Below are 13,661 nucleotides of genomic sequence, written 5' to 3'. Positions count from 1 at the left end.
GCGTCAACTGGTTCTCACCATGTCCTGCGGCCGCACCCAGCGGTCGTAGTCTTCCGCACTCACCAGCCCCGAGGCCAGCGCTGCTTCGCGCAGGGTGCTGCCGCTGTGGTGGGCCGATTTGGCAATGGCCGCCGCCTGGTCGTAGCCGATGTGCGGCGCCAGCGCGGTAACGAGCATCAGCGAACGCTGCATCAACTCGGTGATGCGCGCCCGGTCGGCCTCGATGCCGCGCGCCAGATGATGATCGAAGCTGTTCATCGCATCGGCCAGCAGCCGCAGGCTTTGCAGCACGTTGTGCGCGATCAGCGGCTTGAATACATTGAGCTCGAAATTGCCCGAAGCCCCGCCGATATTGATCGCCACATCGTTGCCGAACACCTGCGCGCACACCATGGTGAGCGCCTCGCACTGCGTGGGGTTGACCTTGCCCGGCATGATGGAACTGCCCGGCTCGTTCTCGGGGATGCGAATCTCGCCCAATCCGCTGCGCGGGCCGGAAGCCAGCCAGCGCACGTCATTGGCGATTTTCATCAGTGCCGTCGCGAGCGTTTTGAGCGCGCCGTGCAGGAACACCAGCGCCTCATGCCCGGCGAGCGCGGCGAACTTGTTCTCGGCGCTGGTGAACGGCAGCCCGGTCTGCCGCGCCAACTCGGTGGCCACGCGCACGCCGAACGACGCATGGGTGTTGAGCCCGGTGCCCACCGCGGTGCCACCCACGGCCAGTGCATAGACCGGCCCCAGCGCGGCGTCGACGGCGCGCCTTGCCAGATCGAGTTGGGCGACGTAGCCCGAAAATTCCTGCCCGAGGGTGAGAGGCGTGGCGTCCTGCAAATGGGTGCGGCCGATTTTGACGATGTCGGCGAAAGATTCCGCCTTGGTCTGCAGGGTGGTGCGCAGGGCGATGAGTGCGGGCAGCAGATATTGCACGGTCTGCGCAGCGGCGGCCACATGCATGGCCGTGGGGAAAATGTCATTCGACGACTGCCCCATATTGACCTGATCGTTGGGATGCACGCTGCGTGCCAGACCCACGCCACCGCCCAGCAGCACCGAGGCGCGGTTGGCCAGCACCTCGTTCATATTCATATTGGTCTGCGTGCCCGAGCCGGTCTGCCAGACCGCCAGCGGAAACTCGTCAGGATAGCGTTCGGCAATGACCTCGTCGGCCGCCTCGATGATGGCCTGCGCGGTACGCAGATCGAGTTTGCCCAACTCGGCATTCACGCCGGCGCAGGCCCGCTTGACCAGCGCCAGGGCGCGGATGAACTCGCGCGGCATCTGCTCGGTGGAAATGGCGAAATGCTGCAGCGAACGCTGCGTCTGCGCCCCCCACAGATGCGCCTCGGAGACTTCGATGGGACCGAACGAGTCGGTCTCGATCCGGTTGCCCTCGCTGGGTTCGATCAACTGCTGTGTGGTGTTGCCGTTACGGTTCATGCGTCGTCTCCCGCGTGTATTTCTAAGTTTGTAGCGCCTGCGGCCCAGCATTGCCAGTGGCGAGGTTGTGACCGCATCATTCAGCCATCTCGCTGGGGTAAAGTTTGGTCGTCCGATTTGCGTTTTGAAACGGATGTCAGCTTGACCCTTTTCGGTTTGAACTCCTAGACTGCACAGCAACCATTAAGGCGATGGAGTTCGCCAAAACCGCGTGGGGCTGCCCCCAAGCTAATGACTCCTACCTGCCGCAAGCCATGCAATCGCTTGCGTTTCACGACAGGGAGGAGCTATGCGCGGTGACGTCATCTTGCAGCAAGTGTGCCAGGTACTGGCCATTGTGTTGCTCTCGCCCTTGCTTCACGGTTTCATCGTCACGATGGAAGAGAAGGTGCAGCGCGGCCGCGGCCCCAGCCTCTTTCAGCCTTACCGCGATCTGTTCAAGCTGCTGCGCAAAGAGATCGTGGTGCCGCAAACGGCTTCGTGGATTTTCTGGGCCGCGCCTATCGTGGCGTTCTCGGCCATGCTCACGGTGCCCATTCTCATCCCGGTGCTGACCAACTATCCGCTGCCGCTCTCCGACATGGGCGACATTCTCGGCGGCGGTCTCATCCTCACCTTGGGTGGCTTCGCCATCCTGCTCGCCGGGCTGGACAGCGGCCATCCCTACGGCGGACTGGGGTCGAGCCGCGAGGCCATGCTCTCCATCCTGGCCGAGCCCACGCTGATCATGGTGTTCGTCGGCATCACCCTGCTGGCGCAGGCCATGCTGCCCTTCGTGGTCAACCATCTGCTGGTGGCCAGCCCGGCGGTGTTCTGGAGCCCGGCGCACTTATTCCTGGTTGCGGCCTTTTTCATTTTGCTGACGGTGGAAACCGAGCGCCTGCCCATCCATTCGAGCATCCACTACGAGATCTACATGATCGGCGAGGCGCGCATCCTCGAATACTCCGGCCCACTGCTGGCGCTGCTGAAGTGGGCTTCGTGGATGAAGCAGGCCATTCTCTACACCATTTTTCTCAACGTGCTGACCATTCCCTGGGGGCTGTCCATCCAGGGCACGGCGCTGGGCATTCTGGGCGCCACCCTTGCGCTGCTGGCCAAATGGGCGGCGGTCGCGCTCATCATGGTGTTTGTCGATACGGCGCAGTCGCGCCTGCGCTTCTACCGCTATCAGGAGCCGCTGGCGCTCTCTTTCCTGATGGCGATTCTCGCCATCGTGGCGCGGCAGGTGTGAGGGGCCAACCATGCTGATCTTCCACCTCGGCGGCGTGCAGGCTTCGCTCTTCAGCCTGCTGACCATCGTCGCGCTCATCCTGGCGTTCGTCATGCTGGGCTCGCACTGGATCAAGAACCACATTCTGGCGTTCGCCGCAGAATCGTGGGTGATCGCGGCGCTGTCGGCGGCCATCGGCATCAGCGGGCATTACCCGGAGTTGATCTTCATCGCCGCGCTTACCGCGCTGTTTCGCGGCACGCTGCTGCCCTATCTGCTGGTGCGTATCGTCAACGGCCTGGGACAGAACCGCGAATTCACGCCGCTGCTGCAACCGGCGTCGAGCATCGTGCTGGGCGGCTTTTTGGTGCTGTTTTCCTATGCGCTTGCGCACAAGCTGGGCGTGCGTATGAATCTGGTGGACAACATCGCGGTGCTCGCGCTCACCGCCATGTTCTCGCTCAAACTCATCGGCTTTCTCATGCTGGTGCTGCGGGCGGAGGCGGTGAGTTCCATCCTCGGGCTGCTGGTGATCGAGAACGGCATCTTTCTCGGCTCGCAGATTCTGGTGCCGGGCATGCCCCTGCTGCTGGAAATGGTGATTCTGTTCGACTTGCTGATCGTCGTCTCGACCTTCGGCATGCTGATTCGTTTCCTGCACAAGGAAGTGGGCACCACGAGCAGCCGCGAACTCACAAGGCTGGTGGGGTGAGGCGATGATCTGGAACGTCTTGTATGCCATCTGGATCGTCACCGCGCTGGCGATGGCGGGGAGCTGGGTGTCGCGTCGCAGCCGCGTGGCCGAGGCGCTCAACCTCGCCGCGGCCATCATCGATTTCGTGCTGGTCGTCGTGTTGCTCATCGCCACGCCAAGTCAGCCCATCACCACGCTGAACCATTACCTGCTGCTCGACACCTTCGGCGTGTGGGTGATGCTCTGCCTGGCCATCGTGTACCTGCTGGCCAGCGTGTACGCCATCGGCTATATGCGCTGGATGCACGGCGAAGAGGCGCGGCTGCACCGCTTCTATTCGTTGTTTGCGGCGTTCGCGCTGACCATGTTCTTCGCCCCGGCGCAGAACAATCCGGGCCTGTACTGGATCGCCATCGACCTCACAACAATAGTCAGCGCCTTTCTGGTGGGCTTTCAACGCGCGCCCGAAAGCATCGAGGCGGCGTGGAAGTACATCGTCATCGTCTCCGCCGGGCTGGGTTTGGCGCTGCTGGGCACGGTGCTGTTTTACTGGGCCGGCACCTTCATCCTCGGCCCGGTGTACGACATGACCTGGGCCAATCTCGCCGCCATCGCCCCCAAGGCCGAGCCCTTGCTGCTGATGCTTTCTTTCCTGCTGGTGCTGGTGGGTTTCGGCACCAAGGTGGGCCTGGTACCCATGCACACCTGGCTGCCGGATGCGCACAGCGAAGGCCCGGCGCCTGTCTCGGCCATGCTCTCCGGCGCGCTGCTCAACTGCGCCATGCTGGGCATCGTGCGCTATCTGCACATTCTGCAAGCCACGTCCATTGAAACGATGGCGCGCACCGCCTTGGTCGTGCTGGGCGCCTTCAGCCTGCTGGTGGCGGCGCTGTTCATCAGCCGCCAAACCATCGTCAAACGGCTGGCGGCGTATTCGAGTATGGAGCATATGGGCGTGATCGCGCTGGGCTTCGGCTTCGGCGGCCCGCTGGGGGTGATCGGCGCGCTCTATCACATGCTCAACCACTCGCTGACCAAATCGCTGGTGTTTTTCGGCGCTGGCAACATGATGCACGCTTATGAGAGCAAGGAGATCGCCAAGATTCGCCGCGTGCTGCGCTTTTTTCCGCGCAGCGGCGCCATATGGCTGGCCGGGGCGGTGGCCATCACCGGCGCGCCGCCGTTCGGGCTGTTTCTTTCAGAGCTGTCCATTCTGCGCGGCGGCATGCAGAGCGCCAACCCCTGGGCGGTTTGGCTGATGGCGGTGCTGCTCATCGTCATATTCATCGGCTTTCTCAATCACTTCCGCGCCATGTTCTTCGGCCCGCGCCCCGACCATGCGCCGCATCTGAAATTGAAATTCGTGCATGTGGCGCCGATGGTGGTGGCGCTGGCCGCCATCCTGCTGCTCGGCCTGTGGTGGCTTCCGCCGATCTGGAATCATCTGGCCGGCATCGCCACGCAACTGGGAGGGGTGTGACATGCGTTTTTGCGACACCACCCGCCTGAGCCCCGCCGAATTGCCGACGGCGGCCGACAGCCTGCTCACCGAACTGGGCGATACGCCCAGCGCCCACGGCCGCATGCAGATGGCCTACGCCTGTGGCTGCGCCGAGGGCGACATGGAAGTGATCTACGTCAGTAGCGCCCCCACGGCGCCGCAAGCGGCGCCTGCCCCCCAAGGGGGCGAGCAAACCTTGGGGCGGCCCGACGGTTTGCTCAGCCAGGGCGCGAACCAGCCCTACAAGATCTGGCGCGTCAGGTCCGATGACCGAACCCTGCCCTCGCTGGCCAACAAGCTGCCGCTGCTGGGTTGGTACGAACGCGAGATGATGGACTTGTACGGCCTGCGCTTCGAAGGTCATCCCGAGCCGAACCCGCTGGTTTTGCACGAGGGCGAGCCGCGCGATCCGGCGCCCCTGGCGTCTGGCTTCGACCCCGCGGCCCCGGCAAGAGACTATGCGCCGCTGCCGCCCATCGTGCCGCAGGTGCAGGGGCCGGACATCCAGCGTCTGCCTTTCGGCCCGGTGCGGGCCGACATTGTGGAGTCGGCGCAGTTTTTGTTTTTCTACATCGGCGAAGGCATCCTGCACTATCACCCGCGGCTGTTCTACAAGCACCGGGCGATGGAAGGGCGCTTTGAAGGCGCCACGCTGGCGACGGGCGCGGTGCTGGCCGAGCGCGTGAGCGGTATCGACTCGGTGGCGCATGCGCTGGCATTTGCCCAGGCTGTGGAGGGCGCCATGGGCTGGCGCCCACCGCCGCGCGCCCGCTATCTGCGCGTCGTCCTGGCCGAGCTGGAGCGTCTGTACAACCATCTGCATTACCTCGGCCATCTGTCCAAGACCACCACGCTCAAGGTCGGTGAGACCGAAGGCCATCTGCTGGAAGAGAGGGTGAAGCAGATCAACGGCAGACTCACCGGCAGCCGCTTTCTGCGCGGGCTCATCACCCCCGGCGGCCTGCGCCGCGACCTCGACATAACCGGGCTGGACAAGGCGCTCGACAGCGTCAACGACGAGATCGACCGCTATCTGCAGCGCCTGGAAAACACTCGCAGCCACCTCGACCGGCTGATGACCACGGGCCGCTTGGAGCGCCAGGTGGCCTTCGACCAGGGCGCTTGCGGCCCGATCGAGCGCGCCAGCAACCTGGACCGCGATCTGCGCCGCGATCATCCCTACGCCCACTACGAAAAAGTGCGTTTCAACGTGCCCGTGCAGCAAGGCGGCGACGCCCACGCGCGCTCACTGGTGCGCATGGAAGAAATCCGCGAATCGCTGGCCATCATTCGTCAGACCATCGGCCGCACCAAGCCGGGCGGGGTGCTGCGCTTCGACGTGATGGAAGACGCCGATCCGCAGGGCGAAGGGCTGGGCTGGGTGGAGGCCACGCGCGGCGGTCTGCTTTACGCCGTGCACCTCAGCGCAGACCGCACCCGGCTGCAGCGCGTGAAAATCAAAGAGCCGTCGTTCTCGAACTGGCGGGTGTTTCCATTCACTGTGGAGGACAGCAACATGATGGATTACGCCATCAACGAAGCCAGCTTCGGCCTGTCCATCGCTGGCGCTGACCGCTGAAAGAGGAGAGCCACCATGCCTGTATGGACTTGGTTTGGCCTTCAAAAAGGCCGCGCCACCACCCCCTGGCCCGAGCGCCCCGGCCCGGACGGGCAGGAGGGCGTTCTCGGCCTGCCGCGCTTCGATGCCGCGCGCTGTTCCAGCGAGCAAAGCGGCTGCAGCGATTGCGTCGCGGCCTGCCCGGCCTCGGCCATTACGCGCAGCGATGCGGGCGCGATTCAGCTCGACTACGCCCGCTGCGTCGGCTGCCAGCTCTGCACCGAGGTCTGCCCGGAAGGCGCTTTCAGCGTCAGCCACGACTGGGCGTTTGGCGTGCGCGACAAGGCCGATCTGCTCAACCCCGCCCAAGCCGCCCCCACGAACCCCGACGCCGCGAAAGAAGCCGAACTCGCGCAAGCGATGAAAGGTTTCGGCAAAAGTCTGCACATCCGCCATGTGGACGCCGGTTCGTGCAACGGTTGCGAAAGCGAGCTGCAGGCCCTGCTCAACCCCTTCTACAACCTGCACCGGCTGGGCGTTTTTTTCACACCCTCGCCGCGGTTTGCCGACCTGTTGCTGGTCACCGGCCCAGTGACTGCCGCCATGCGCGAGCCGCTGCTACGCACCTATGAGGCCATGCCGCAGCCGCGCTGGGTCATGGCCGCCGGCACTTGCGCCACCGGCGGCGGCACCAATGGCGGCGGTTATGCCTGCCACCAGGGGCTGGACGGCATTCTGCCAGTGGACGTGTGGCTGCCCGGCTGCCCGCCCAATCCGGCGGCGCTGATCGAAGCCCTGCTATTGCTGCTGCGGCGCAGTCCGCAGCGGGTGCACGGAGGCGTTTATGAATCTGCCTGATTCCGTCTCGTTGACCGCTTTCGGCCTGGCCGTGCTGGCCTGGTTGCTGGCCCTGCTCGCCGATCTGCTCATCGGCACCGCCCTGCCCCGTCTGCTGCTGGCGGCAGGCTGCGCGTTGGCGGCGCTCGGCGCGCTGTGGGGACTGCCCGACGGCGGCGCCAGTCAGACCTTGCTGCTGTTGGGCAACTCGCCAGTGGTGTTTCAGCCCGATGCCGCCGCACTGTGGCTGATGCTGCCCGCGCTGCTGCCCGCCTTTTTTGCCAGCCTGCTTGGCGGCACGGGGCACGCCCGTGGCTGGGCCGCTGGTGCGGCGCTGTCGCTGCTCGGGGCGCTCGGGGTGTATGGCTTGCAGGACGGCGCGAGCTTTCTCATCGCCTGGGAAGTGATGGGCTTCGGCGGCGCGCTCATGCTGCTGGCCGACCATCGCAGCGTGCAGGCCGGGCGCGACAATCTGTTCATGCTCGCGCTGCTCGAAGTCGGCGGCGTGGCGCTGCTGCTGGCCGTGCTCATGCTGGGCCAAAGCCTGGCCTTCGGCACCTACGCGCTGCAATGGACGCAGTGGGGCGTGGCTTCGGCCTTTTTCCTCGGCCTGCTGTGGCTGGCGGGCTTCGGCGCCAAGCTCGGGCTGCTGCCGTTTTACGAGTGGTACCCCGGCGCCTACGGCAGCGGCAGTGGCGCCAGCGGCGCGCTGATGTCCGGGGTGGTGATGAACGCGGCCTACTTCGCCCTCGGCCGCGCGCTGCTGCAGTGGATGGGCCATCCGCCCTGGCTGGCCGCGTTCGGCGTGGTGGTGCTGGCCGCAGGCACGTTCACCGCCATTCTGGCGATTCTCTATGCCTTCCAGCAGAGCGACTGGCGGCGCTTGCTCGCCTTCTCCTCCGCCGAAAACGCCGGGGTCGCCGTCACCGCGCTGGGGGCTGCTCTCATCTTCCGCGCCGGCGGACAAGACGCCCTCTCGGCCCTGGCCTGGACGGTGGGCATGCTGCACCTCATGGGCCACAGCCTGGCCAAGGGCACGCTGTTTCTCAGCGCCGATGCCGCCGCCGCGCTGCAGGGCGACCATCACTTGCGGCAAAGCGCCATCCTGCGTCATGCGCCGCTCACCCTCGGTCTAGGCGCGGTGTTCGGCGCGATGAGTCTGGCGGCCATGCCGCCCACCGCGGGTTTCGTCAGCGAGTGGTATCTGTTCCAAAGCCTGTTCCACGACTTCACCCTCAAGACCGATGGTTCGCGCATCGCCCTGGCGCTGGCTGGTGCCGGCATGGCGCTGACCGCGGCCATTGCGCTGGCGACGATGGTGAAGCTGTTCGGCGTCGGCCTGCTCGGGCAGAACGAGGAACACGCCGCGCAGCACCGCAAACACCAGACCGCGCTCACCTCGCTGCAACGGGGAGCCGTGCTCATCACCGGCCTGGCCGTGCCCGCGTTCGCCGTCAGCCTGGTGTTCTGGCTGCCGCAGATGGCCGCCTCGGCCTGGCCCGCCGCGCAAGCCCCGCAGCAGATGACGCACGACTGGCTGCTGGTGCCGCTGTCGGCCGGGTTCGCCTTCATCTCCCCGGCCATGCTGGTGATCGTCGTGCCCTTGCTCGCCCTCATTCCGCTGGCCCTGGTGTGGGGGCGGCGCCGCTATGCCGTGCGCCGTGCGCCGCTGTGGTGCGGCGGCGAAGACTACGCCGCGCACGCCGGGGCGACCACGGCGCTGTCGTTCTCCAACGCGCTGCGGGTGTTCTACAGCTTCATCTACCGTCCGCAAAACGCGGTGGCGCGGCAGTTCGAGGGCAAGGCCTATTTCTTGAAAGAATTGCAGTTCGACTATTCGCAGGCGCCGCTGTTCGGCCCGCTGCTGTTCAACCCTGCGGTTCAGGCAGTGCAATGGCTGGCGCGCAAATTGCGATTCCTGCAGAACGGGCTGATGAACGTCTATCTGGCTTATATCGGCGTGTTGTTGCTGGTGATTTTCGGCTTGGTGCTGGTGTGGACGCCAGGCTGAGCCGGTATTTCCCGCTTTTGGGCTGTGTTGATGTCACAGCAGTCTTTTCGTCTTCGCCTTGTTGGATCTATCTATGACTTATGTGTATATCGCCCTCTTCGCCATCATCGGCGCGTTCGCGCGCTACGGCCAGAGCATCGTCGTTCAGGGCATGCTGGGACGCTCGTTCCCTTTTGCCACGCTGTCGATCAACGTGCTCGGTTCGTTTCTGATGGGCTTTTTGTTTTTCGAAACCCTGGAGCGCATCAACGTCAGCCCTGAGTTGCGCACCGGCATTCTCACCGGCGGTCTCGGGGCTTACACCACCTTCTCGACCTTCTCGCTGGAATCGCTCAATCTGATCGAGAACGGCGAGATGGTGAAGGCCGGGTTGTATATCGGCGCCTCGGTCGTGCTGTCGATCGCAGCAGCCATTTTCGGCGCCTTTCTGTCACGCAATATGGGAGTCTCAGCATGAGCGCCAAATCCGTCACCATGGTTCGCGTCTATATCAAAGAGGGCGACAAGGACACCGATCATCACGACCTGATGCGCTCGATCTTCAAGCTGCTGCACGAACAGCACAAAGTCCACGGCGTCACCGTGTTTCGCGGCGTGGCCGGTTTCGGCAGCAAGGGCGAAGTGCATGCCGACGACCTGCTGCGGCTTAACGTCCATCTGCCGCTGGTACTGGAGTTTTTCGATGAGCCGGAGGTGGTCGAGTCGGTATTGCCGCGGATTCAGGAAATGGTGCCGCCGGGCCACATCGTCTATTGGTTGGCGCAGTGCGGCTGTCAATGAGGCGCCGAGTTCAGCCGAGAAAATTCAACGTCGTCGACCCGCATATCGCGTTCTGGCCTGGAGCGTTTTTCATGGGCGAGCGCAGCGCTTTTCAGTATTGCACCTGGTGCTTTGCCGAGATTCCGCTCGATGCCCAGGTCTGCCCCGACTGCGGCACCAACCTCGACGATTACGCGCGGCACACGCCCTACCCCGACCGCCTGATCCACGCCCTGCATCATCCCCTGAGCGAAACGCGCATGGGCGCCATCATCGCGCTGGGCAAACAGGCCGATCCGCACACCATCGGGGCGCTGGCCGACTGTGCGCTGGAGCATGACGGCGATGTGATCGAGGGGCTGGAAATCCTGCATAGCCTGGCCGAGATGCCCGCGGGCGACCCGCTGCTCAAAGCCGCGTTGCAGCGGCTGGCTGAGCAGCATCCAGCGCACGCCGTGCGTACCCGCGCCCAGTCCCTGCTTCAAGCCCATTGCCAAGCGGACAAGGCCGATTGACAGGACGATCAGGATTCATCCGGCCCGAAGACTTCGGCGTAAAGATCGGCGCCGAAGCTGGTCTGTAGCGCCTCACCCGCTTCGAGCCGGAAGCTGCGGCCGCCGTCGTCGCGGCGCTGCGCGCGCAGCATCAGCACCTGATCGGCGTTCTGGCCTTGCAGCCGTCTTGCAGCGTCGAACAGGTGCGTAACCAGCGCCACCTTGATGCCGCGCTGACGCAGCGCATCGACCGCCTGCAGCAGCAGTTCGGAGCCTTCGCGTTCGTTGGTCGAGGCAAACGATTCGTTCGACAGCCAGAGCGCGCCGGGGCGAATCTGATCGGCCATCACGCTCATGCGGTCGAGCTCTTCGTCGAGTTTGCCGCCCTGCATGGCAGCATCCTCCTCGCGCTTGTAGTGGCTGAACAGACCGCTGGCCAGCTCGCCGTCATACGATTCGGCCGCGACGAACAGGCCGGCGTGCAGCATGAGCTGGGCCAGCCCGACGGAGCGCAGAAAGGTGGACTTACCGCCCTGGTTCGCCCCGGTCACGGCGATCAGGTTCTTGCCGTTTGCCTCGAGCGTATTGCCCACTGGGGCGCGTTGCAGGGTGAGTGCCAGAGTGGGGTCGCGCAGCGCCTGCGTGCGCAATTGCAAGGCGCCGATCGGCTTGAACGTAGGGATGCACAACGGCACGTCCAGCGCCGCCAACCGCTGTTGCAGATTGAGGCAGGCGACGTAAAAGCCCAGTTCGGCGCGCAGCAGCTCAAAGAAACTCAGCACATGATCGGTGGCCTGCGCCATGGCGTTGGCCACGTCGTTGATGCCGCGATCGACCAGTTCAGACAGCGCCTGCGCGCCCGCCTCGTCGCGCTCGGCCAGGCGGAAGGTGTATTGCGGCGGGGCCTGGTGCAGCAGCCGCACCAGCCAGCCGGGACGGCTGCCATTGCCCGCATGCAGCACATAGCCGCTGCCCGCATTGCCCGGGCCAAGGCCCGAGCTGAGCAGCACGCCATGCCGGAATCGCAGCGTCTCCAGATGCTCCTGCACCGTGTCGAAATAGTCATCGCTGATGTCGCGCTTGAGGCTTTCGAACAGCGTGCCGAAGGCCTCGGAGCGGAAGCTGCCGCTCAGCGCATCAGCCTGCTGGCGCAGGCGGCGCAGGTATTGCACAAAGGTCTGCAGCAGTTCGACCGCGCCACGCAGGTTGAAACTGGGATAACGCCCGAACAGCCCCAGGCCGAACAGATGCTTCTTGCGGCTGTCGATGGCTTCAACCACCAGCGCGTAGAGCGCCCTCACCTGTTCGGGGTGGTCTAGCGCATCCTGCAATGCGGCCTGCCGATAGGAGATGACGCGGGCATCTCCCGCGCCGCTGGCGGCCATGAGGGTGCGCGCCGCCACGTCGAGCAAAAAAGCGTCACCCTCGGCCATGGCGCCCAGCAGGGTATCGACCTCCAGGTCTTGCGCCAGCTCGGGCCATTGCGGCGGCGGATCGGCCTTGGGATCGAAGTCACGATCGGGAAACAGCAGATGGGCTTTCATGGGGAAATACGCTCAAGCAGTTGTTGCCGGGTGACGCCGAATTTCTGCGCCAGCGCCAGCGCGTAAGACTTGCCGTCGGCGGCGCGTCGCACCACTTTGAAGGTGCGCAGGGTCGCGTCTTTAGCATCGACCGTGCCGACCATGCTCACGGTGTGCGCATCGAAAGTGGAGAGTTCGTCGAGAAAGGTGACGAATACGCAGGCCGCGCCGATGGCCGCGAGCCGCGCCATGACGCGCCGCGCCAGCCAGAGCGCATCATCAAGCGTGGTGGACGAAAAAATCTCGTTCATCAGCACCAGGCTGTGCGGCGTGGCCGCGGCCAGAATGCGGTGCATGCGCACCAGATCGTCCTGCAGCTTGCCGCGCTGATTGTTGATGTCTTCGACCCGCTCGAAGTGGGTGAACATCTGGTCGGGCAGCAACAGGCTGGCGCTGCGCGCGGCCACGGTCAAACCCAGCGAGGCGATGTAGTGCAACTGGCCGAAGGTGCGCGCCAGTGTGGTCTTGCCGCCGTGGTTGGGGCCGGTGACCACCAGCATGCGCTCGTCGCCCTGCAGCGCCATGTCGTTGCACACCACCGGCTTTTGCGAATCCAGGCATTGCCAGGCCAGCGCCATGTCGTAGGCCTCGCGGGCGTCGATATGCCCCTGTTCGAGGTGGAGGGTGGGAAAACACAGCGGCAGTCCGGCGCGCTCGAGGCGCTGGGTGTAGTCGATCCAAGACAGATACCAGGCCAGCTCGCGGTCCAGCCGCACGATGCGGGCCTCGGCAAACCCTTCCTGCGCGCTGCGAAACTGCGCCAGCCGCTCGAACACCTGCGGGTGCAGCAGGGCGACACGGTCGAGGATCTGCCCTTCCACATGGTTCAACCGCGAAGCCGGGTTGAACTGCACACGGTAGTCTTTGACCTCGCCCTGGCGAAAGCACGCGAAAGTATCGGCGATGGTGGCGCTGTAGTCCGGCTCCTGCGGGTCTTGCAGCACGGTGACTGCGGTGCCGTCCACGCGAAAGGCATAGCGCACCTGCGCCAGCGCTTGGATCAAAGCCTGCGCTTCCTTCATGCGCGCGGTGTACGCGGGCGAGACCAGCAAGTCGGCGACATGACCCTGCAAGGATTGCAGCGCCTGCGACTGCAGATCGGCGCCGACCAGCGTCTGATGCAGGGCTTGCAGCGCATGGCCGTAAATCAAGGCGGCGTCCACGAACCAGCGCTGTCCTTCAGCGGCGTAATCCGCCTTTTCTGCGCGACGCAGCGAGGCGCGAAACTCTTGCATGCCGCGCTGAAACGCCCGCATGCCCTTGAGCAGCGGCGCCTGTTTCAGGTCGCGTAGTACGGCCTGACGGTACTGCACCACGCTCAGCTCATGCAAGGGCGTGCCGAACAGCGCCTGCAGCAAAACCAGCACCTCGGCACGATAGGGTGCTTCGTCATCTCCCTGATGGACCACATAGAGCGACGGCTTTTCGCGCGGGGCAAAGCTGCCGTAAGCCCCCATGAAAATCGCCTCTAAGAACAGGTCGTGGAACACATCGCGCAGATCCGGGCGAGACTGCGCGACCTCCTGCTCCGGCGTGGGATGGACGATGCTGTGAAACCCCGGCGCACCCGTCAT

12 protein-coding genes and 1 riboswitch are annotated in these 13,661 nt (G+C 64.7%); of the genes, 9 read left to right on the top strand and 3 right to left on the bottom strand.

Going from position 1 to position 13,661, the window contains the following annotated elements; all coding sequences use genetic code 11:
• Window positions 1-3 precede the first annotated feature (3 nt).
• Window positions 4-1,437 (bottom strand): class II fumarate hydratase, encoded by a 1,434-nt coding sequence (gene fumC / locus BIO17B3_RS18480; RefSeq protein ID WP_156055126.1) that lies wholly within the window; start codon window positions 1,435-1,437, stop codon window positions 4-6.
• A 178-nt stretch (window positions 1,438-1,615) separates the two neighbouring features.
• Window positions 1,616-1,685, top strand: a riboswitch (Fluoride riboswitch).
• A gap of 41 nt (window positions 1,686-1,726) precedes the next feature.
• Between fumC and BIO17B3_RS18475 the strand changes: the two genes are divergently transcribed.
• The 9 genes from BIO17B3_RS18475 (at window position 1,727) to BIO17B3_RS18435 (ending at window position 10,525) form a co-directional block, all read left to right on the top strand.
• Window positions 1,727-2,671 (top strand): respiratory chain complex I subunit 1 family protein, encoded by a 945-nt coding sequence (locus BIO17B3_RS18475; RefSeq protein WP_156055124.1) that lies wholly within the window; start codon window positions 1,727-1,729, stop codon window positions 2,669-2,671.
• Window positions 2,672-2,681: 10 nt separating this feature from the next.
• Window positions 2,682-3,362: a hydrogenase gene (locus tag BIO17B3_RS18470; protein WP_156055122.1), complete on the top strand. Its 681-nt coding sequence runs from the start codon at window positions 2,682-2,684 to the stop codon at window positions 3,360-3,362.
• A gap of 4 nt (window positions 3,363-3,366) precedes the next feature.
• Complete coding sequence (locus tag BIO17B3_RS18465) at window positions 3,367-4,824, top strand: proton-conducting transporter membrane subunit (RefSeq protein WP_156055121.1); 1,458 nt, start codon at window positions 3,367-3,369, stop codon at window positions 4,822-4,824.
• A 1-nt stretch (window position 4,825) separates the two neighbouring features.
• Window positions 4,826-6,424 (top strand): NADH-quinone oxidoreductase subunit C, encoded by a 1,599-nt coding sequence (locus BIO17B3_RS18460; RefSeq protein ID WP_156055120.1) that lies wholly within the window; start codon window positions 4,826-4,828, stop codon window positions 6,422-6,424.
• A gap of 15 nt (window positions 6,425-6,439) precedes the next feature.
• Complete coding sequence (gene nuoB, locus BIO17B3_RS18455) at window positions 6,440-7,261, top strand: NADH-quinone oxidoreductase subunit NuoB (protein WP_156055118.1); 822 nt, start codon at window positions 6,440-6,442, stop codon at window positions 7,259-7,261.
• Window positions 7,248-9,251, top strand: coding sequence for a proton-conducting transporter membrane subunit (locus tag BIO17B3_RS18450; protein ID WP_156055116.1), 2,004 nt, complete (start codon window positions 7,248-7,250; stop codon window positions 9,249-9,251). The genes nuoB and BIO17B3_RS18450 overlap by 14 nt, the downstream gene beginning before the upstream one ends.
• Window positions 9,252-9,324: 73 nt before the next feature.
• Entirely contained in the window at window positions 9,325-9,708 is a 384-nt protein-coding gene (crcB, locus tag BIO17B3_RS18445; protein WP_013123322.1) for a fluoride efflux transporter CrcB, read from the top strand.
• The gene (locus BIO17B3_RS18440) at window positions 9,705-10,031 is read left to right on the top strand and encodes a DUF190 domain-containing protein (protein ID WP_156055114.1); all 327 of its coding nucleotides are present in this window, start codon (window positions 9,705-9,707) and stop codon (window positions 10,029-10,031) included. Before crcB ends, BIO17B3_RS18440 begins: the two co-directional genes overlap by 4 nt.
• Window positions 10,028-10,525, top strand: a complete 498-nt coding sequence (locus tag BIO17B3_RS18435; protein WP_232054338.1) for a HEAT repeat domain-containing protein — start codon at window positions 10,028-10,030, stop codon at window positions 10,523-10,525. Before BIO17B3_RS18440 ends, BIO17B3_RS18435 begins: the two co-directional genes overlap by 4 nt.
• A gap of 8 nt (window positions 10,526-10,533) precedes the next feature.
• Here BIO17B3_RS18435 and BIO17B3_RS18430 read toward each other — a convergent pair whose 3' ends face one another.
• On the bottom strand, window positions 10,534-12,048 hold the full coding sequence (locus tag BIO17B3_RS18430; protein ID WP_156055113.1) for a DNA mismatch repair protein MutS: 1,515 nt from the start codon (window positions 12,046-12,048) through the stop codon (window positions 10,534-10,536).
• Entirely contained in the window at window positions 12,045-13,661 is a 1,617-nt protein-coding gene (locus tag BIO17B3_RS18425) for a DNA mismatch repair protein MutS (RefSeq protein ID WP_156055111.1), read from the bottom strand. The genes BIO17B3_RS18430 and BIO17B3_RS18425 overlap by 4 nt, the downstream gene beginning before the upstream one ends.

Origin of the sequence: Thiomonas sp. OC7 (genome assembly GCF_900634595.1) — a bacterium.
In the GTDB taxonomy this organism is placed as follows: Bacteria; Pseudomonadota; Gammaproteobacteria; order Burkholderiales; family Burkholderiaceae_C; genus Thiomonas; species Thiomonas arsenitoxydans.
This window is presented reverse-complemented; position numbering and strand designations above follow the sequence as displayed.

Excerpts from the sequence above, each read along its gene's own strand:
- BIO17B3_RS18460 (WP_156055120.1), top strand. The coding sequence starts at position 4,826 with ATGCGTTTTTGCGACACCACCCGCCTGAGCCCCGCCGAATTGCCGACG.
- BIO17B3_RS18425 (WP_156055111.1), bottom strand. The coding sequence starts at position 13,661 with ATGACGGGTGCGCCGGGGTTTCACAGCATCGTCCATCCCACGCCGGAG.
- BIO17B3_RS18435 (WP_232054338.1), top strand. The coding sequence starts at position 10,028 with ATGAGGCGCCGAGTTCAGCCGAGAAAATTCAACGTCGTCGACCCGCAT.
- BIO17B3_RS18450 (WP_156055116.1), top strand. The coding sequence starts at position 7,248 with ATGAATCTGCCTGATTCCGTCTCGTTGACCGCTTTCGGCCTGGCCGTG.
- BIO17B3_RS18475 (WP_156055124.1), top strand. The coding sequence starts at position 1,727 with ATGCGCGGTGACGTCATCTTGCAGCAAGTGTGCCAGGTACTGGCCATT.
- BIO17B3_RS18430 (WP_156055113.1), bottom strand. The coding sequence starts at position 12,048 with ATGAAAGCCCATCTGCTGTTTCCCGATCGTGACTTCGATCCCAAGGCC.
- BIO17B3_RS18470 (WP_156055122.1), top strand. The coding sequence starts at position 2,682 with ATGCTGATCTTCCACCTCGGCGGCGTGCAGGCTTCGCTCTTCAGCCTG.
- BIO17B3_RS18440 (WP_156055114.1), top strand. The coding sequence starts at position 9,705 with ATGAGCGCCAAATCCGTCACCATGGTTCGCGTCTATATCAAAGAGGGC.
- nuoB (WP_156055118.1), top strand. The coding sequence starts at position 6,440 with ATGCCTGTATGGACTTGGTTTGGCCTTCAAAAAGGCCGCGCCACCACC.
- crcB (WP_013123322.1), top strand. The coding sequence starts at position 9,325 with ATGACTTATGTGTATATCGCCCTCTTCGCCATCATCGGCGCGTTCGCG.
- BIO17B3_RS18465 (WP_156055121.1), top strand. The coding sequence starts at position 3,367 with ATGATCTGGAACGTCTTGTATGCCATCTGGATCGTCACCGCGCTGGCG.
- fumC (WP_156055126.1), bottom strand. The coding sequence starts at position 1,437 with ATGAACCGTAACGGCAACACCACACAGCAGTTGATCGAACCCAGCGAG.